General features: G+C 65.7%; 9 protein-coding genes. 5 read left to right on the top strand and 4 right to left on the bottom strand.

Annotation, left to right across the window (positions count from 1 at the left end):
* From GCU53_RS02905 to gloB, 4 genes are all read right to left on the bottom strand, one after another.
* Positions 1-1,836 (bottom strand): extracellular solute-binding protein, encoded by a 1,836-nt coding sequence (locus GCU53_RS02905; RefSeq protein WP_152386289.1) that lies wholly within the window; start codon positions 1,834-1,836, stop codon positions 1-3.
* Positions 1,833-3,662: an extracellular solute-binding protein gene (locus tag GCU53_RS02900; protein ID WP_152389766.1), complete on the bottom strand. Its 1,830-nt coding sequence runs from the start codon at positions 3,660-3,662 to the stop codon at positions 1,833-1,835. Before GCU53_RS02900 ends, GCU53_RS02905 begins: the two co-directional genes overlap by 4 nt.
* Positions 3,663-3,825: 163 nt before the next feature.
* Complete coding sequence (locus tag GCU53_RS02895) at positions 3,826-5,166, bottom strand: lytic transglycosylase domain-containing protein (RefSeq protein ID WP_152386288.1); 1,341 nt, start codon at positions 5,164-5,166, stop codon at positions 3,826-3,828.
* A 97-nt stretch (positions 5,167-5,263) separates the two neighbouring features.
* The gene (gene gloB, locus GCU53_RS02890) at positions 5,264-6,040 is read right to left on the bottom strand and encodes a hydroxyacylglutathione hydrolase (protein WP_152386287.1); all 777 of its coding nucleotides are present in this window, start codon (positions 6,038-6,040) and stop codon (positions 5,264-5,266) included.
* A gap of 206 nt (positions 6,041-6,246) precedes the next feature.
* Here gloB and GCU53_RS02885 point away from each other — a divergent pair, with 206 nt between their 5' ends.
* From GCU53_RS02885 to GCU53_RS02865, 5 genes are all read left to right on the top strand, one after another.
* Positions 6,247-7,008, top strand: coding sequence for a class I SAM-dependent methyltransferase (locus tag GCU53_RS02885; RefSeq protein WP_152386286.1), 762 nt, complete (start codon positions 6,247-6,249; stop codon positions 7,006-7,008).
* Positions 7,009-7,467: a ribonuclease HI gene (rnhA, locus tag GCU53_RS02880; RefSeq protein ID WP_152386285.1), complete on the top strand. Its 459-nt coding sequence runs from the start codon at positions 7,009-7,011 to the stop codon at positions 7,465-7,467. It begins immediately after the preceding gene.
* A gap of 23 nt (positions 7,468-7,490) precedes the next feature.
* Complete coding sequence (gene dnaQ, locus GCU53_RS02875; RefSeq protein ID WP_152386284.1) at positions 7,491-8,222, top strand: DNA polymerase III subunit epsilon; 732 nt, start codon at positions 7,491-7,493, stop codon at positions 8,220-8,222.
* Between the two features lie 56 nt (positions 8,223-8,278).
* Positions 8,279-10,531, top strand: a complete 2,253-nt coding sequence (locus GCU53_RS02870; protein ID WP_152386283.1) for an arginine/lysine/ornithine decarboxylase — start codon at positions 8,279-8,281, stop codon at positions 10,529-10,531.
* A gap of 1,281 nt (positions 10,532-11,812) precedes the next feature.
* Positions 11,813-19,324 carry a type I polyketide synthase gene (locus GCU53_RS02865; RefSeq protein WP_152386282.1) on the top strand — a complete coding sequence of 2,504 codons (7,512 nt, stop codon included), beginning with the start codon at positions 11,813-11,815 and terminating at the stop codon, positions 19,322-19,324.
* Positions 19,325-19,332 lie beyond the last annotated feature (8 nt).

Here is a 19,332-nt window from a genome sequence, read left to right as displayed (position 1 = left end):
TCAGCGCTCCGTGGTCGCCGGCGCGTCCGAGGCGGCTGCGGGCTCGGATTTGCTCCACCAGGTGTACAGGCCGATGTCGTAGCGCGGGGTCACCTTCGGGTGGGCGAGACGATTCCAGTAGGCCACCCGCCAGGTCTTGATGTGCCAGTTGGGCACCACGTAGTGGCCCCACAACAGCACCCGGTCCAGGGTACGGGTGTGGGCGATCAGGCTGTCGCGGGTGTCGGCCTGGATCAGGCCATCGACCAGGCGGTCGATGGCCTGATCCTTGAGGCCGATGAAGTTGCGGCTGCCCGGGTTGTCGGCGCTGTCCGAGTGCCAGTATTCGCGCTGTTCGTTACCGGGCGAGTTGGACTGGGCGAAACCGCCGACCATCATGTCGAAGTCGCGCGAGCGCAGGCGGTTGATGTACTGGGAGACATCCACCCGGCGGATCTCCAGGTTGATGCCGAGATCGGCGAGATTGCGCTTGTAGGGCAGCAGAATGCGCTCGAAATCGGCCTGGACGAGGAGGAACTCGATGCGCACCGGCTGGCCCTTGGCATCCAGCATGCGGTCGCCCTCGACCCGCCAGCCGGCCTCCTGCAGCAGCTGGTAGGCGCGCCGCTGCTGGTCGCGGACGATGCCGCTGCCGTCGCTGACCGGCGGGCGGAATTCGCTGCTGAAGACCTCCGGCGGAATCTGCTCACGCAGCGGCTCGAGGATCTTCAGCTCGGCCGCATCGGGCAGGCCGCGGGAGGCCAGCTCGGAATTGTCGAAATAGCTGCGGGTGCGGGTATAGGCGCCGTTGAACAACTGGCGGTTGGTCCACTCGAAGTCGAACAGCAGGGCCAGGGCCTCGCGTACCCGGCGGTCCTGGAACAGCGGCCGGCGGATATTGAAGACGAAGCCCTGCATGCCGGTCGGGTTGTTGTTGGCGATCTCTTCCTTGACCAACTGACCGTTCTTGACCGCGGGAACGTCGTAGGCAGTCGCCCAGTTCTTCGCGCTGGTCTCCAGCCAGTAGTCGAACTGCCCGGCCTTGAGGGCCTCCAGGGCGACGGTGTTGTCGCGGTAGTAGTCGATCTGCACCGCATCGAAATTGTAGAAGCCGCGGTTGGCGGGCAAGTCCTTGCCCCACCAGTCCTTGACCCGCTCGTAGCGGATGCTGCGTCCGGGCTGGACACTGGCGATCCGGTACGGGCCGCTGCCCAGCGGCGGCTCCATACCGGACTTGGTGAAGTCGCGGCCTTCCCACCAGTGCTTGGGCAGCACCGCCAGCTGACCGAGGATCAGCGGCAGCTCGCGGTTGCCGGCATGCTTGAAATCGAAGCGCACGCGCCGCTCGTCCTCGGCGACCGCCTGGCTGACGTCGGCATAGTAGGCGCGATACATGGGGGCGCCATCCTTCATCAGGGTGTCGAAGGTGAACACCACGTCCTCGGCAGTCACCGGATGGCCATCGTGGAAGCGCGCCTCGGGGCGCAGGTGGAAGCGCACCCAGCTGTTGTCGGGGGCCCGCTCGATCTTCTCGGCGAGCAGGCCGTATTCGGTGAAGGGCTCGTCGAGGCTGTGGCGGGTCAGGGTGTCATAGACCAGGCCGATCTCGTCGGCGGCGACGCCCTTGTTGATGAAGGGGTTGAGGCTGTCGAAGCTGCCGAACCCGGCCTGGCGCAAGGTGCCGCCCTTGGGTGCATCCGGGTTGACGTACTCGAAATGCCGGTAGTCAGCGGGGTATTTCGGCGCTTCGCCATAGAGCGTCAGGGCATGTTGCGGGGCTGCCTGGGCCAGGCTGGCGAGGCCGAGCAGCAGGCTAGCGCCGGCGGTGAGCAGGAAGGAGCGCAGTGAAGACGTCATCGGTCGTTCTCCTTGGTCTTCAGCCACCAGGCACGCAGGCCCAGGGTGTAGGGGGGCGTGGTGACGAAGGCGAACCGGTTGCGGTACGCCAGACGGTGGTGATTGATGTACCAGTTCGGGATGCTGTAGTGCTGCCAGAGCAGGACGCGATCCAGGGCTCGGGTGGCGGCAACCTGCTGCTCCCGGGTCTTTGCCGCCAGAAGACTTTCCAGCAGGCTGTCGACCACCGGGTTGGCGATGCCCGCGTAGTTCTTGCCGCCCCTCACACCAGCCTGGCTGGAGTGGAAGTAGAACCATTGCTCGAGGCCAGGGCTGAGAGTCTGCGGCAGGGTCAGCAGGATCATGTCGTAGTCGAAGTGGTCGAGCCGCTGCTTGTACTGGGCGCGATCCACGGTGCGCAGCCGGACCTCAATGCCGATGCTGGCGAGGTTCTCGCTGTAGGGCTGGAGGATGCGCTCGAGGCTTGGGTTGACCAGCAGTATTTCGAAGCGCAGCGGCTGGCTGCGAGCATCGACCAGTTGCTGGCCGGAGAGCTTCCAGCCGGCTTCGCCGAGCAGGGCGAGGGCGCGGCGCAGGGTCTCGCGCGGAATGCCACGGCCGTCGGTCTTCGGCATCGGAAAGGGCTCGCGGAACAGGCGCTCGGGCAATTGCTGGCGATGTTTCGACAGCAGCAGCCACTCCTCGCCCTCGGGCTTGCCGGTGGCGGAGAACTCGCTGTTCGGGTAGTAGCTCTCGGCACGCCAGTAGGCACCGTAGAACAGGGTGCGATTGGTCCATTCGAAATCGAACATCAGCCCCAGGGCTTCGCGCACCCTGGGATCGGCGAAGGAGCTGCGTCGGGTATTCATGAACAGCGCCTGGGTCTGCGTCGGGATCCGGTGCGGAATTTCGGCGCGGACCACCTGACCCGTCTCCACGGCCGGAAAGCGGTAGCCCCTGGCCCAGTTCTTCGCCTGGTGCTCGATGTAGAAGTCGAAGTGCCCGGCCTTGAACGCCTCGAAAGCGACTCCGCTGTCGCGGTAGAAGTCCACCTCCACCCGGTCGAAGTTGTACTTGCCGCGGTTGATCGGCAGCTTCGCGCCCCACCAGTTCTTCACCCGCTCGAACACCAGGCGGCGCCCCGGCTGCACCTGGACGACGCGGTAGGGGCCGCTGCCCAGCGGCGGCTCGAAGGTCGTGGCCTTGAAGTCGCGGCCTGTCCAGTAATGGCGGGGGAGTACCGGTAGTTCGCCGAGGCGCAGGATCAGCAGCGGATTGCCGGAGCGCTTGAAGACGAAGCGGATGCGCTGGCGCCCGAGGACGTCGACCCGCTGCACCTCGCGCAGCTCGGTGCGGTACTGGGGGTGTCCTTCCTGACTGAGCAGGCGGTAGGAGAAGGCCACGTCCTCGGCGGTGATCGGCTTGCCGTCATGGAAGCGGGCTGCCTTGCGCAGGTTGAACACCACCCAGCTGCGGCTTTCGTTGTATTCGACGGATTCGGCGATCAGGCCATAGTTGGACGCGGGCTCGTCCCCGGAGGGGTCGTACATTCCGGAGCCGACCATCAGCGGCTCGTTCAGCTCGCTGATGCCGTACTGGAGGAAGTCGGCCGTCGCCGACGGACTGGTCCCCTTGAAGCTGTAGGGGTTCAGCGTATCGAAGGTGCCGAGGGCCATCAGGCGCAGTGTGCCGCCCTTGGGAGCCTTGGGATTGACCCAGTCGAGATGGCGGAAGTTGGCGGGGTACTTGAGCACACCGAACTGGGCGTAGCCATGGCTTTCGGTGATGCGCGCAGCCGCTGGCGCACTTGTGAGCACACTGAGCAACAGCAGACAGAGGGGGCGCATCGGTAGGAGGGTCCGATCCATGGCGACTTCTGGATATTCGGGCCGCTACAGTAACAGCTTGTCAGCCTTGGAAAAAGCTCGCGCTCCGGACCCCGTGCGCATTCGCGGGACCGGTGGGACGGCAAGGCCCGTGACGTTCGCGGCCGGCCATTGCCGGATGCTGTCAGTTTGCCAGAAAGAGGGTCAGGGTCTGCCCTGGACGGATGGTCCGGCCGCTCAGGGAGTTCCAGCGCTGAAGGGTCTTGGTATCGACCTGGAAGCGCTGGGCGATGCGATGGAGCGAATCACCCTTGCGCACCTTGTAGTAGGTCACCGACTGGCGCTTCTTGGCAATGGACGTCCGGCGCGGCGGCTCTTCTTCCTCCAGAGCCAGCATACGCGCGGCGCTGGGCGGCGTGGTGGCCTGCTGCAGGGTGAAGGTCCGGTGCAGTTCCGGCCGGCGCGGACGGGGGGCGCCGGGGTTGGCGGCCAGACGCTGCTTGCGCCATTCGGCCAGTTGCTCGGGGCTGCGGCCCAGGCTGAGCTGCAGCCGCTCGGCATTTTCGGTCGGCACCAGCAGGTACTGGGGGCCATCTAGGGTGATGCCGCGCTTGTAGGCCGGATTCAGTCGGAGCAGTTCGCCCTTGTCGATGCCGGCCATTTCGGCGAGGCGCGACAGCTGCATGCTGCCGCCGATTTCCACCCGGTCGAAATAGGGTTCGTTGGCGATCGGGCTCAGGCTGATGCCATAGGCCTCGGGGGTGTTGATCACCTGGGACAGGGCCAGCAGCTTGGGCACATAGTCCTGGGTTTCCTTGGGCAGGGGCAGGTTCCAGTAGTCGGTGGGCAGGCCGAGCCGGCGGTTGCGCTCCATGGCCCGGCTGACCGTGCCTTCGCCGGCGTTGTAGGATGCCAGGGCGAGCAGCCAGTCGCCGTTGAACATATCGTGGAGCCGGGAAAGGTACTCGATCGCCGCCTGGGTGGAGGCGGTGATGTCGCGACGACCGTCGTACCACTGGGTCTGGTGCAGGTTGTAGTCGCGGCCGGTGGAGGGAATGAACTGCCAGAGGCCCACCGCATGGGCGCGGGAATAGGCAAGGGGGTTGTAGGCGCTCTCGATGACCGGCAGCAGGGCCAGCTCCAGCGGCATTCCGCGCTCTTCCAGGCGTTCGACGATGTAATGGATGTAGAGGGCGCCGCGCTCGCTGACCTTGTCGATATGCACCGGGTTGCTGACGAACCACAGGCGCTGGCGCTCGATGCGCGGATTGACCCCTATCTCGTCCTGCAGCGCGAAGCCTTCGCGCATGCGTGCCCAGATATCCTGGGGCTGCGCAGTGGCAGCCTGGTCCCGCCACTGGACCTCGCGCTTGGGCTTCGCGGCCAGGCGCGCATATTCGTCATCGTTGCGCTCGCTGGTGCTCTGACAGCCGGCCAGGGCTGTGGCCAGGAAAATGACGATAAATGGAGTGCGCCGCGCCAATATGCCCGGGGCAACATCCTTGTTGAAGGGTAAGTTTGACATGGGCGGAAAGGGGTCCGGGCAAAAAAGTGGGCCGATTCTAGGAAGCGCCCCGAAGAGGGGTCAACCCGTCGGGGACTTTCAAACTGTAGGCCGCTGCCTAGAAATTGTCCTTCCATGCCCGCAACTCGGCGAAAACTTGATCTGGGTCAATGGATGCCCGGCCACTGCGGCGGGCCATTTTTTCTTTAATGGAGGTTTCCCCGGTGCGCAGAAAGGGGTTGGTATCCCGCTCTAGGGCCAGGTTCGACGGCAGACTGCTTCGTCCCGCAGCGCGCCAGGCGCTCACCTCGGCCAGGCGCCGGGCGATGGCAGGGTTTTCCGGCTCCACCGCCTGGGCGAAGCGCAGATTGCTCAGGGTGTATTCATGGGTGCAGTACACCAGGGTCGCCTCGGGCAACCCGGCCAGACGGTTCAGCGATCGATGCATCTGGCTCGGCGTGCCCTCGAAGAGACGTCCGCAGCCGGCGGCGAACAGGGTGTCGCCGCAGAACAGCCAGGGCTGCACGGCAGCATGGAAATAGGCGATGTGGCTGCGAGTATGGCCCGGCACCTCGAAAACCCTGAAGGTACAGCCGAGGACGTCGACGGTTTCGCCGTCGCGAAGCGTGAGATCCACTGCCGGAATACGCTCGTCGTCGGGGCCCAGCACCCGAGCCCCGGTCGCCTGCTTGAGGGGTTCCACGCCGCTGATGTGGTCGGCGTGATGGTGGGTGATCAGGATATCGGCGAGTTGCCAGCCGGGGTTCGCGTCCAGCCAGGCGAGCACCGGGACGGCATCGCCGGGGTCGACCACGGCGATGCGCCGGGTGGCCGGATCCTCTAGCAGCCAGATGTAGTTGTCCTGGAAGGCGGGGAGTGCGTCGATCCGTACCATGCTGTATTCGCGGGCGTCCCGGATCCTGGGCGGGCCGGGCGCTTCCGCGTTCTCCTGTCGAGTCTGTTCATCGAGAGTTGAAGGGGTTGCGGCCGCCCCTCAAGGATGGCGGCAGCGCTCGCCGGGGGCGTGTTGACGCTGGCGATCGCTAAACTTAAAAGAGTTCGTCCCATCTTAGACCGAGCGTCCGCACACAGGGAGCCTTCATGACCGACCAACCCTTCGCCAACGCCGATCCCCGGTGGCTGTCACTGATGAGCGATGCCCGCGACTGGTTCTCCACGCCTCTGGGGCAGCAGATGCTGCAGGAGGAGCGGCGTCTGCTCAAGGAGGAACTGGCGCGCTTCTTCGGCGGCTACCTGGTGCATTACGGTCCGCCGGGCGAGTTCGAGGGAGCCGGGCAGATCCGCTGCTGCGTGCGTCTGGGCGCACCCTTGCCGGGGGTGCAGATCGTCTGCGAGGAGCACGCCTGGCCACTGGCCGAGCATGCCGCCGACGTGGTGGTGCTGCAGCACGCGCTGGATTTCAGCCTGTCGCCCCATGCGTTGCTGCGCGAGGCGGCGCGCAGCGTTCGTCCCGGCGGTCACCTGCTCGTGGTCGGCATCAATCCGCGCAGCCTCTGGGGGCTGCGTCGCCATTTCGCCGGCGATGTGTTGCGCCAGGCCCGCTGCATCGGTTCCAGTCGGGTTGGCGACTGGCTGGCGCTGCTCGGCTTCGCGCTGGAGAAACGCCGCTTCGGGTGTTATCGTCCGCCGCTTTCATCCTGCGTCTGGCAATCCCGCACCGCGCGTCTGGAGTCCTGGGGCGAGTCCTGGCAGATGCCGGGCGGCGGCTTCTACCTGCTGGTGGTGCGCAAGCTGGTGGTCGGCCTGCGGCCGCTGCCGCAGAGTCGCCGGGAGCCCATCGGCAAGCTGCTGCCGCTGCCGGTGGTCAAGGTCAGCCGGCGCGCGTCGAAACATGGGGCTTGAGTGAGCGACAAGGTCGAAATCTATACCGACGGTGCCTGCAAGGGTAACCCCGGTCCCGGGGGATGGGGCGCATTGCTGGTCTGCCGGGGCGTCGAGCGCGAGCTCTGGGGGGGCGAGGCGGAAACCACCAACAACCGCATGGAGCTGACCGCGGCCATCCGCGCGCTGGCCGAGCTCAAGCGACCCTGCGAAGTGCATCTGACCACCGACTCCGAGTACGTGATGCGCGGAATTCAGGAATGGCTGCCGAACTGGAAGAGGCGCGGCTGGAAGACCGCCGCGCGCCAGCCGGTGAAGAACGCCGACCTCTGGCAGCAGCTCGACGAGCAGGTCGGTCGCCATCAGGTCAGCTGGAGCTGGGTGCGCGGCCATACCGGCCATCCCGGCAACGAGCGAGCCGACCTGCTGGCCAACCGCGGCGTCGCCGCCGCCCGCGCACAACAGAAGCACAGCCTCTAGACCCCTTTCGGAGATATCGATAGATGCGCAGTGTCGTACTGGATACCGAAACCACCGGCATGCCGGTGACCGAAGGCCACCGGATCATCGAGATCGGTTGTGTCGAGCTGCTCGGCCGGCGTCTCACCGGGCGGCATTTCCACGTCTATCTGCAGCCAGACCGCGCGGTGGACGAGGGCGCCATCGCAGTACATGGCATCACCAACGAATTTCTTGCCGACAAGCCGCGTTTTGCCGATATCGCCGAGGAGTTCTTCGAGTTCATCAAGGGCGCCCAGCTGATCATCCACAACGCGGCGTTCGATATCGGCTTCATCGAGAATGAGTTCGTCCGGCTGGGACAGGCCGAGCGCGCCGAGATCGGCGCCCACTGCAAGGTGCTCGACACCCTGCTGATGGCCCGCGAGCGCCATCCCGGCCAGCGCAACAGCCTCGACGCCCTGTGCAAGCGCTACGACGTCGACAATTCCAACCGCGACCTGCACGGCGCGCTGCTCGACGCCGAGATCCTCGCCGACGTCTGGCTGGCCATGACTGGCGGGCAGACGCACTTGTCGCTGTCCGGCGAGGGCGGCGAGGGCGGTCGCGCCCAGTCGTCGGCGATCCGCCGGCTGCCGCAGGACCGTCAGCGCACCCGGGTGATCCGCGCCAGCGAGCCGGAGCTGGCCGCCCATGCCGAGCGGCTGGCGGCGATCGAGAAGGCCGCCGGCAGTCCGGCGCTGTGGATTCAGATGGAGCAGGCGCAGCAGCAGTAGCCGGGGGGGCGGCGCTCTGGCTTATCCTGAGGGAAATCTCCCCCAGGACATGGATCGTGTACAAAGACCTCGATTTTCCGATTCTCATCGTCCATCGCGACATCAAGGCCGACAGCGTCGCCGGCGAACGCGTGCGGGCGATCGCCCGAGAGCTGGAGCAGAGCGGCTTCAGCATCCTTTCCACCGCCAGCTCCAGCGAAGGGCGCATCGTCGCCTCGACCCACCACGGCCTGGCCTGCGTCCTGGTCGCCGCCGAGGGGGCAGGGGAAAACCAGCGCCTGCTGCAGGACATGCTCGAGCTGATCCGTCTCGCCCGCTCCCGGGCCCCGCAACTGCCGATCTTCGCCCTCGGCGAGCAGGTCACTATCGAGAACGCACCGGCCGAGGCGATGGCCGATCTCAACCAGCTGCGCGGCATCCTCTATCTGTTCGAGGACACCGTGCCCTTCCTGGCCCGCCAGGTGGCCCGCGCCGCCCGCAGCTACCTGGCCGGCCTGCTGCCGCCGTTCTTCAGCGCACTGGTCGAGCACACCCTGCAGTCCAACTACTCCTGGCACACGCCCGGCCACGGCGGCGGCGTGGCCTATCGCAAGAGCCCGGTGGGCCAGGCCTTCCACCAATTCTTCGGCGAGAACACCCTGCGCTCCGACCTCTCGGTGTCGGTGCCGGAGCTCGGCTCGCTGCTCGACCACACCGGCCCTCTGGCTGCCGCGGAGGCACGAGCAGCCCGCAATTTCGGCGCCGATCACACCTTTTTCGTAATCAACGGCACCTCGACCGCCAACAAGATCGTCTGGCATTCCATGGTCGCCCGCGACGACCTGGTGCTGGTCGACCGCAACTGTCACAAGTCGATCGTCCACGCCATCGTCATGACCGGAGCGATCCCCCTCTATCTGGTGCCGGAGCGCAACGAACTGGGCATCATCGGGCCGATTCCGCTCGGTGAGTTCAGCCGCGAGTCGATCGCCGCGAAGATTGCCGCCAACCCGTTGGCGCGCGGGCGTGAATCCCGTGTGAAGCTCGCGGTGGTGACCAATTCCACCTACGACGGCCTCTGCTACAACGCCGAGCTGATCAAGCAGACCCTGGGCGCTAGCGTCGAGGTGCTGCACTTCGATGAGGCCTGGTTCGCCTATGCCGCCTTCCACGAATTCTATGTGGGGCGCTACGGTATGGGGACCACGCGCGCTCCGGACAGTCCGCTGGTGTTCAGCACCCACTCCACCCACAAGCTGCTGGCGGCCTTCAGCCAGGCCTCGATGATCCACGTGCAGGACGGCGGCCGCCGCCAGCTGGACCGCGACCGCTTCAACGAAGCCTTCATGATGCACATCTCCACTTCGCCGCAATACGGCATCCTGGCTTCGCTGGACGTCGCCTCGGCGATGATGGAGGGGCCGGCCGGCCGCTCGCTGATCCAGGAGACCTTCGACGAGGCGCTCAGCTTCCGGCGCGCCCTGGCGAACCTGCGCAAGAGCCTGGCGCCGGACGACTGGTGGTTCGATATCTGGCAGCCGCCGCTCGGTGCGACCGGGGAGCAGGGGGCCGCTGCCGACTGGCTGCTGACCCCGGCGGCCGACTGGCACGGCTTCGATGCCCTGCCCGAGGACTATGTGCTGCTCGATCCGATCAAGGTCACCCTGGTGACCCCGGGGTTGAGTGTCGGCGGGCAGCCGGCCGGTCAGGGCATTCCGGCGGTGGTGGTGGGCCGCTTCCTCTGGGAGCGTGGCCTGGTGGTGGAAAAGACCGGCCTGTATTCCTTCCTGGTGCTGTTCTCCATGGGCATCACCAAGGGCAAGTGGAGCACCCTGCTGACCGAACTGCTGGAGTTCAAGCGCTGCTACGACGCCAACCTGCCGCTGGAGCAGGTGCTGCCGTCCATCGCCCAGGCCGGCGGTGCCCGCTATGCCGGCATGGGGCTGCGCGACCTGTGCGACCAGTTGCACGACTTCAACCGGCAAAGCGCCCGGGCCAAGGCGCTCAAGCACATGTACAGCCTGCTGCCGGAAATTGCCCTCAAGCCAGCGGACGCCTACGACAAGCTGGTGCGCGGCGAGGTCGAGGCGGTACCGATCGAGCAGCTCGAGGGGCGCATCGCGGCGGTGATGCTGGTGCCCTATCCGCCGGGCATTCCGCTGATCATGCCGGGCGAGCGCTTCACCCGGACCACCAAGGCGATCGTCGAGTACCTGCATTCCACGCGCGCCTTCGATGCGCGCTTCCCGGGATTCGGCCTGGATGTGCACGGCCTGCAGCACGAGGACGGCCCGCAGGGGCGGATCTACACGGTCGACTGCCTGCGCTGATCTACCTCTCGAACTCCCGCGGCCGTGCTGCCGCGGGTGGCTTCGACATGCCTGGCTCGGGCCTTTGCGGCAAGTTCGCGTTATTGGCTCCGACAGTGTTCTTCGATAATTCACGGTCATATATACAGCCGTCGCCAAAAGTTTTTCGAGTCTTTTGGCGTAGCCGGACTGCTGTCACTCTGCCAATTGCCGTCTCGAATATCCCGACTCCAGTGTCTTTGTCACGAGCTGTAGGGGCCAACGCACAACTGTTTCCCAATCAGTTGGAAAAATGCTTGAAAAACAATCGGATGGCATTTTGACTTTATTTTTATAAAATTCTTTGAAGGTACTTGCCCGGATTTCCGAGGGGACTTTGCGTGTCTCTCTGGTTGATTTTTTTGCCTGCTCCGTAGTTGCTATTTTAATCCTTTTGAAGGCCTATTGCCATTTGTTGTGATGTTTGGTCGAGTGCTTTGCATCAATCCGATGGCATTGTGTTTTTTATCGGTGTTTCGGGTGATTTTCTTAGTGGCATTTTGCATTGCAAAAAATTATATTTTTATTCTGCTTGGGTTCCTCAAGAGGCAGGGAAGCGTGGTGTTTGTAGTTGGGTGACCGGCTGGTTCGGCGGGCTTTTCGAAGGTGGACTACCAAGTCTGTGCATGGATTAAAGGGTTTTGATTTCGGCTGTTGTTTCATGAAAAATCTATATAAATCAAATAATTGATTATATTAATGTCTGTCTTTGCAGCTTTTCTGTAGTCAGTATGAATTGTGTGGATTTCCATTTTTCAGATGGCGGTTAATCTCATATTTCCTACAGGCAGCATCGCTCGTGAGATTGTCTTTCCCATATTTTAAGCTGCTTTGATTTTTGTTTTTTGCGCTTCGCAAAAATAGTTTTTTGCAATTATTTTCTATTTGCAAGGTCTTGATGGCTTATTGACTTCATTGATTTGTTCAAACTCGACGTCGATTCGGGATTCACTTTCCCATTCGCCCTGGAATGAATTACCGGAGATTCCGAGTACGCTTGATTTTGCCGGTAGTGTGAAAACCAAGATGTTGACATCACATGCCCGTTGGCCTGAAGCCGCTTCGTTTCCGGAGCAGGACGCAAATACCGTCTTCCCGGTGAAAAACCCGGCAGACCTTTGGTGCGATGTCAATTAGATGGCATTTCCCGCTTTCCAGGGTAGTTGGGGCCATGCCAGTCGAACAGCGAGCTGCGTGCCAAGCGGCTCGGACAAGGGACAAAAGTGCGCCGAAAGCGCATCTTTTTGAGAGCAGGATGATCAAATGGCTAGTCATATTGCAATAACTCCCGCAGGGTATCTCGACTCCAGGATTGCGATTGCTGCCTGTCGTGCCGGGGAAATCGGAATCCTCGATCTGGGCTGTCACAACGATCCGGAAACTACTAGGGCAGCCATCGATGGCCTGGCCGCCAATGCCGGGCCGAGCGCCCAGTGGGGGATCCGCTGGGATACCCTCGGCTCGGCCGAGCGCGGCCTTGAGCAACTGGCCGAATTCATCCCCCGGCGCGTGCCGATCCTGGTGCTCGCCGGCCTCAAGCCGGACGACCTGGTCTTCACCGGGATGCAGCCCAAGGAGCTGGCCGCGCTGAAGAAGAGAATCAAGCGCCTGGCCTGCAAGATCTTCGTCGAGGTCTGGGATCTGCCCTCGGCCCTGGCCGCCGAGGCCTCCGGCTGCGACGGGCTGATCCTCAAGGGACATGAGTCCGGTGGCTGGGTCAGCCGCCATTCGAGCTTCATCCTGCTCCAGGAGCTGCACGGTCGGGTCAACATCCCCTATTGGGTGCAGGGCGGCATGGGCACCCATACCGCTGCCGCCGCGGTGCTCGCCGGCGCATCCGGCGTGGTGCTCTGCGAGCAGCTCTGGCTGGCCGACGAGAGCCCCTTCATCGGTACCCCGCAGGCCCGTGCCTGGGCGGCGCTGGATGGCAGCGAAACCGTGCTGATCGGCCCCGAACAACGCTCGTTCCGCCTGTTCGGCCGCGGTGCCCGCGAGCAGCTCGAGGAACTCGAGCAGGCGGTGATCAAGGAGGAGGCGTGGGAGGCCCTGCTACTCAAGGCGCTCGCCCAGGTGGATGGCAAACTGCAGCCGATGGGCGAGGACATCGCCTTGGCGGCCGCCCTGGCACGCCGTCACGGTACCGTCGGACGCATTCTCGCCGCGCTTTCGAGCGGCACCGAACAGGCCCTGCGCGGAGCCCGCACGCAGCACGCGCTGGGACCGGATTCCCCGCTGGCGCAGTTGCATGGCACCCGCTACCCGATCGTCCAGGGCCCGATGACCCGGGTCAGCGACGTGGAGGGCTTCGCCAAGGCCGTGGCCGATGGTGGCGGCCTGCCATTTATCGCCTTGTCGGTGATGCGTCAGGAGCAGGTGCAGAGCCTGCTGACCAAGACCAAGGCGCTGCTCGGCGACAAGCCCTGGGGGGTCGGTATCCTCGGCTTCATGCCGCTGGAGCTGCGCCAGGCCCAGCTCGAGGTGGTCCGCCAGATCAAGCCGCGCTTCGCACTGATCGCCGGCGGGCGTCCCGGCCAGGCCCGCGAGCTTGAGGCCATCGGCATCAGCACCTACCTGCACGTACCCTCGCCCGGGCTGCTCAAGGGTTTCATCAAGGACGGCGCCCGCAAGTTCATCTTCGAGGGCGGTGAATGCGGTGGCCACACCGGCCCGCTGAGCAGCTTCATTCTCTGGGAGTCGGCCATCGAGACCCTGACCTCGGTCGAGATCAACGATCCCGAGTCGGTCCAGATCCTGTTCGCCGGCGGCATCCACGACGAGCTGTCGGCGGCGATGGTTTCCGCCCTGGCGGCGCCGCTGGTCGAGCGCGGCATGAAGATCGGCGTGATCATGGGCACCGCCTATCTCTTCACCCACGAGATCGTCAACAGCGGCGCGATCCTGCCGGAATTCCAGTCCCAGGCCATCGCCTGCAAGGAAACCACCCTGCTGCAATCCGGTAAGGGCATGTACACCCGCTGCGCGGTGACACCTTTCTGCGACGAGTTCAACCGCACCCGGCGCGACATGCTGCTCGCCCTGGAGACCCCGGAGAAGGTGCTCAAGGTACTGGAGCTGTTCAATATCGGTCGCCTGCGCATGGCCTCCAAGGGCATCAGCCAGAACCCCGACCGTTCGGCAGCCTCCCGCTACGTGCAAATCCCTCCCGAGGATCAGCGCCGCGAGGGCATGTACATGCTCGGCGAGGTCGCCCGCCTGCGCTCGCGTGCGCTGAGCATTGCGGAACTGCACAGTGCGGTGTCGGAAGGCTGCAGCGGGGTGCTGGCGCAGGTCGATCAGCGCCTGCCGCGCAAGCGCGCGGCCAAGCGCGTGGCGGCGGAAAGCGACATCGCCATCGTCGGCATGGCCGGCCTGCTGCCCGGCGCCAACGATCTGCGCACCTACTGGCAGAACATTCTCCACCGGGTCAACGCGATCCGTGAGGTGAGCGAGGAGCGCTGGCGCCCCGAGGACTACTTCGATCCCAAGCGCGGCCTCCCCGACAAGGTGTATTCGAAGTGGGGCGGCTTCCTGGACGACATCCAGTTCGATCCGTCCCTGTACGGCATCCCGCCGGCCAGCCTGAAATCGATCGAGCCGGTGCAACTGCTGGCCCTCGACGTGGTGCGCCAGGCCCTGGCCGATGCCGGTTTCGACCGCCGCTCGTTCGCCAGGGACCGCACCGCGACCATCTTCGCCGCCGGCGGGATGAACGAGTTGGGTTGCGACTATATATTCCGCGGCCTGCTCAGCCATTACCTGCCGCGGATCGAGGGGCTGCCCGAGGAGGCCGCCAGGCAGGTGCTGGAGGCGCTCTACGAGCAGGACCTGCCCAAGTGGACCGAGGATTCCTTCCCCGGCATCCTGGAGAACGTCATCGCCGGGCGGGTCGCCAACCGCTTCGACCTGCGCGGCACCAACTACATCGTCGATGCGGCCTGCGCCTCGTCGCTGGCGGCCCTCGACGTGGGCATCCGCCAGCTGCGCAGCCACGATGCCGATGTCGCCGTGGTCGGCTCGGTGGACGCCACCAACAACCCGGTCGGCTTCCTCTGCTTCTCCCAGACCCATGCCTTGTCGCCGCGCGGCCGCAGCCGTCCGTTCGACGACAGCGCCGACGGCATCGCCCTGGGCGAGGGCGTAGTCGCCCTGGTGCTCAAGCGCCTGGGCGACGCCGAGCGTGACGGCGACCGCATCTATTCGGTGATCAAGGGCATCGGTGCCTCCAGTGACGGCCGCAACCGCAGCCTCACCGCGCCCCATCCCCAGGGACAGGTCACCGCCCTGCAGCGAGCCTACGAGGACGCCGCGGTCGATCCGACCACCATCGGCCTGATCGAAGCCCATGGCACTGGTACTGCGCTCGGCGACAAGTCGGAGATCGAGTCGCTCAACCTCGCCTTCGGCAAGACCGGCATGGCCACCCAGTCCTGCGCCGTGGGTTCGGTTAAGTCGATGATCGGCCACACTAAGGTGACCGCCGGCCTGGCGGCGATGGTGAAGACCGCGCTGGCGCTCAAGCAGCGCGTGCTGCCGGCGACCATCGGCGTCGAGACGCCGAACGCAAAGATCGACTTCGGCCGCTCGCCGTTCTTCATCAACACCGAGACCCGGCCCTGGCTGAACACCTCGGACCATCCGCGCCGCGCCGGGGTCAGCGCCTTCGGCTTCGGCGGCACCAACTTCCATGTGGTGATGGAGGAATACACCGGCGCCTACCGCGACAGCGACGTCGTCGACCTCAATCCGCGCGATGCCGAGCCCTTCGCCTTCCGTGGCCAGGACCGTGCCCAGGTGCGCGAACAGGCGCAGCGCCTGCTCGCTGCCCTGGAGCATCCCGAGCAGGTCGATATCGCCCAACTGGCCTACTCGCTGCATCTGGAACAGGCCGCGCCCCGTGCCGCCGACGGTGCGCGCAATTGTCGGCTGGCCCTGCTCGCCAGCTCCGGCGCCGATCTCAAGGCCAAGTTGGAGCTGGCCCTGAAGGCACTGCAGGGACGGGAATGCGAGGTGAAGTACCCGCAAGGGGTGTTCTTCCGCGAAGGACCGGAAGCCACCGGCGGCGTCTGCTTCGTGTTCCCTGGCCAAGGTTCGCAGCGGGTCAACATGCTGGCCGACCTGACGACCTCCCTGCCCGAGCTGCACGACCTGTTCGAGCGCGCCGACAAGCTGCTCGCCGACCGCCTGGAGCAGCCCCTGTCGCGCTACATCTATCCGGTGCCGGTATTCAGCGACGAGGAGCGTGCCCGCCAGCAGACCGTGCTGAACGCGACCCAGGTCGCCCAGCCGGCGCTGGGGGTGGTCGACAGCGCCGCGCTCAGGGTGCTGGGCGACTACGGGCTGAAGCCGGACTTCGTCGCCGGGCACAGCTATGGCGAGTACGTCGCCTTGCATGCCGCCGGGGTGATCGGCCTGGACGACTTCATCCATCTATCGGAAGTCCGCGGTCGCCTCGCCGGCGAGGCCGGCCGGAGCAATCCGGGGGCCATGGCGGCGATCGACGCCGACGAGGCCCGCGTCCGCGCGCTGATCGAGCAGCATGGCCTGAACGTCACCCTGGCCAACCTCAATGCCGCCGACCAGACCATCGTTGCCGGCTCGATAGAGGCCATCGAGGCTGCGGCCAAGGTGCTGGGCAACGAGGCGCTGCGGGTCAAGGTGCTGCCGGTCAGCGCCGCCTTCCACTCGCCGGCGATGGCCAGTGCGCGCGAGGGACTGGCCGCCGAGCTGGCGAAGATCGAGTTCAGGCCGGCCCGGGTGCCGGTGTTCAGCAACACCACCGGCGGCGCCTATCCGGCGGAGCCCGAGGCCATGCGCGCCCTGCTGGTCGAGCACATGACCGAGCCGGTGCACTTCGTCAAGGAGATCAACCAGCTATACGAGGCCGGCGCACGGATCTTCGTCGAAGCCGGTCCGGGGCTGGTGCTGACCGGACTGGTCGACCGCATTCTCGCCGACCGTCCGCATGCCGCACTCGGCATCGAGGCGCCCGGGCGTAGCGGCTGGGTACAGCTCGCCCATGTGCTCGGCCAGCTGTTCGTCCTCGGCCTGCCGCTGGAATTCGGCCGCTGGTTCAAGGGGCGCGGCTACGAGGCGCTGGCGGTCGCGGAGGTGTTCGCCCGGGCCAAGGCCAGGGCCGTGCCCGGCCCGCTGATCTGGCGCGTCAACGGCGCCCGCGCGCTGCCCTGGAATGCTCCGGCCAAGGCTCGCCCCGTGATCGCCCAGGCGCCGGCCGAAGCGGCCGGTCCGCAGCCGGTGGTCGCGCCGAAACCCCAGGCACAGCCGGTCGCGAGCAGTACGACCGTCGCCCATGTCTCTTTCGCCCGACCGGTGGCAACTCCGGTCAACGTTAACCGCCACGCGCCACAACGGAGGTTCAGCATGGCAAACGACAACACAGTGCGCACGGGAGAGCTCCCGGCAGCGATGGAGGCCTCATCGCCGTTGAATGTCGCACATGTTCAGGAAGTCATCGCGCAGTTCATCGCGCTGCAACGCGACCAGCAGGAAACGCTGCGTCGGTTCCTCGATTTCCAGAGCAGCCTCGCGGGGGCCGACCTGGCAAGCGTCAGCGAGCCGCGTCCCAACCTGCAGGTGGTCTCCCAGGCCGGGCTGGCGCCCGCGCCGGTACCGGTGCTGCCGGCCCAGGTGTTGTCGCTGCATGCCGCCGGTCTGCCGGTCGGCCGCGAGCCCCAGGTTGCCACTATCGAGGGTTCGGCCCAGCGCAGCGAGGCACGTGCCGAGGTGCCCAAACTGTCCGTCGCCGCAGCCGCCCCCGCTGCTCCGGCTGCCAAGCCTGCCGCTTCCGCCGCTCTGGCTTCCACCGAGGCGTTCAAGACCGACCTGCTGCAGGCGGTTTCCGAGCGTACCGGCTATCCGGAAGACATGCTCGATCTGGACGCTCACATGGAAGCCGACCTGGGCATCGACTCGATCAAGCGCATCGAGGTCCTGAGCCAGCTCAAGGATCGCCACAACCTGATGGACGGGCGCGACGAGGAAGCCGTGTTCGAGGAGCTCACCGGCCTCAAGACCCTCAACGAGATCATCGCCTGGTATGACAGGCTCCATGACTCCGCAGGGGCAGGAGACCAAGCCTCAAAAAAAGCACTGACTCCGCTGTCGGCATTGCCGGCTGAGACGGCGGAGTCCGCAACCGAAGTTGCGCCGGAACAAGTCGTGCACTGCTACACCGTCAAGCCCGTCGCCGCGCCCCTGGGTGCGGTCGCCGGCCCGCAGCCCTCAGCCGGCCTGCCGGTCCTGCTGGTTGGGGATGACTCGGAACTGGCCACCGCCTTCCGCGTCGCCCTCGGCCAGGCTGGGCATCAGGTGAAGCAGATCGTTCCCGGCAAGGAAAACCGCACGCTGGGCGATAGTCGCTTCGAGTTCGATCCCACCTCGCTGCAGTCGGTGCAGGCGCTGCGCGAGCTGCTCGGCGGGGAGCGGATCGGGACCCTCGTCAGCCTGCTCGGCGTGCCGGGCGGGGAGGGGTATGCCATCGCCCCGGCCAAGGTCCTGTTCCTGCTGTGCAAGGTCTTCGACCAGGACCTCAAGGCCGCCGCCCGGGCCGGCGCCGGCTGGCTGCTCGGCGTCACCGCGCTGGACGGCCGCTTCGGCCTCGAGCACTCGCGCGAGTTGCCCATCGAGTCTGCCGGCACCTTGGGCGTCGCCAAGTCGGCGTCGCGGGAGTGGGGCGACGAGGTGCACGTCAAGTGCATCGACCTGTCGCCGGCCTTGAAGGTCGGGGAAATGGTCGAGCGGGTACTGGGCGAATGGGCTGCCCAGGTCCCTGCGCTGGAAGTCGGCTACGGCGCCGAAGGGCGCTGCCAGCTGGAGCTGGGCCTGCAGGCGGCCGGCGCCGCAGTGGGTCTGCCGGCCCTGGAGGAGGGCGCCGTGGTGCTGATCACCGGCGGGGCCGGCGGCATCACCGCGGAAATAGCCGCTGCCCTGGGCCGCGAGTATCGCCCGCAGCTGGTGCTGGTGGGGCGCAGTCCGCTGCCGGAGGAGGAGGCCGAGGACACCCGCGCGATCGCCGATCCGGCGCAGCTCAAGCAGGTGCTGATCGGCAAGCTGCGCGGCGAAGGGGGCGCGAAGGTGAAGCCGGCCGAGGTGGACCGGGTCTTCAAGCGCCTGCTCAAGGATCGCGAGATCCGCGACAACCTCGCGCGGCTCGAGGCGACCGGTGCGAAGGTCGAGTACCACGCCGTGGATGTGCGCGACGGCGAGGCCTTCGGTCGGCTGATCGACGGGATCTATGCGAAGTGGGGACGCATCGACGGCGTGCTGCACGGCGCAGGGGTCATCGACGACAAGCTGATCCGCGACAAGACCCTGGAGTCCTTCTCCTCGGTGTACGACACCAAGGTCGCCGGCGCCCGGGTGCTGGCCAGTCGGTTGCGTCCGGTAGGCCTGAAGTTCGTGCTGTTCTTCTCCTCCATCGCCGGGCGTTTCGGCAATGCGGGGCAGAGCGACTACAGCGCGGCCAACGAGGTGCTCAACAAGCTGGCGGACAGCCTCGGCCATGCCTGGCCCGGCGTACAGGCGCTGGCCGTCAACTGGGGACCCTGGAAGTCCGGCATGGTAGGGGACCAGATGCTCAAGTTCTATGCGGAACGCAATATCCACCCGATCCCGCTGGATATCGGTACCCGTCACTGCCTGGAGCAGATCCGGCGGGGCAATACCGGCGAGACCGAGCTGGTGATCACCGCGAGTCTCGAGCAGATCGTCGAGCAGATGCAAGCACGCAAGAAGCGTGATTCGGAGAGCCAACCCTAGGAACGGCC

The sequence above is a fragment of the Azotobacter salinestris genome, assembly GCF_009363155.1.
GTDB classification, from domain to species: Bacteria; Pseudomonadota; Gammaproteobacteria; order Pseudomonadales; family Pseudomonadaceae; genus Azotobacter; species Azotobacter salinestris.
Note: the sequence above shows the minus strand (reverse complement) of the source record. Positions and strands in the feature narration are given on the sequence as shown.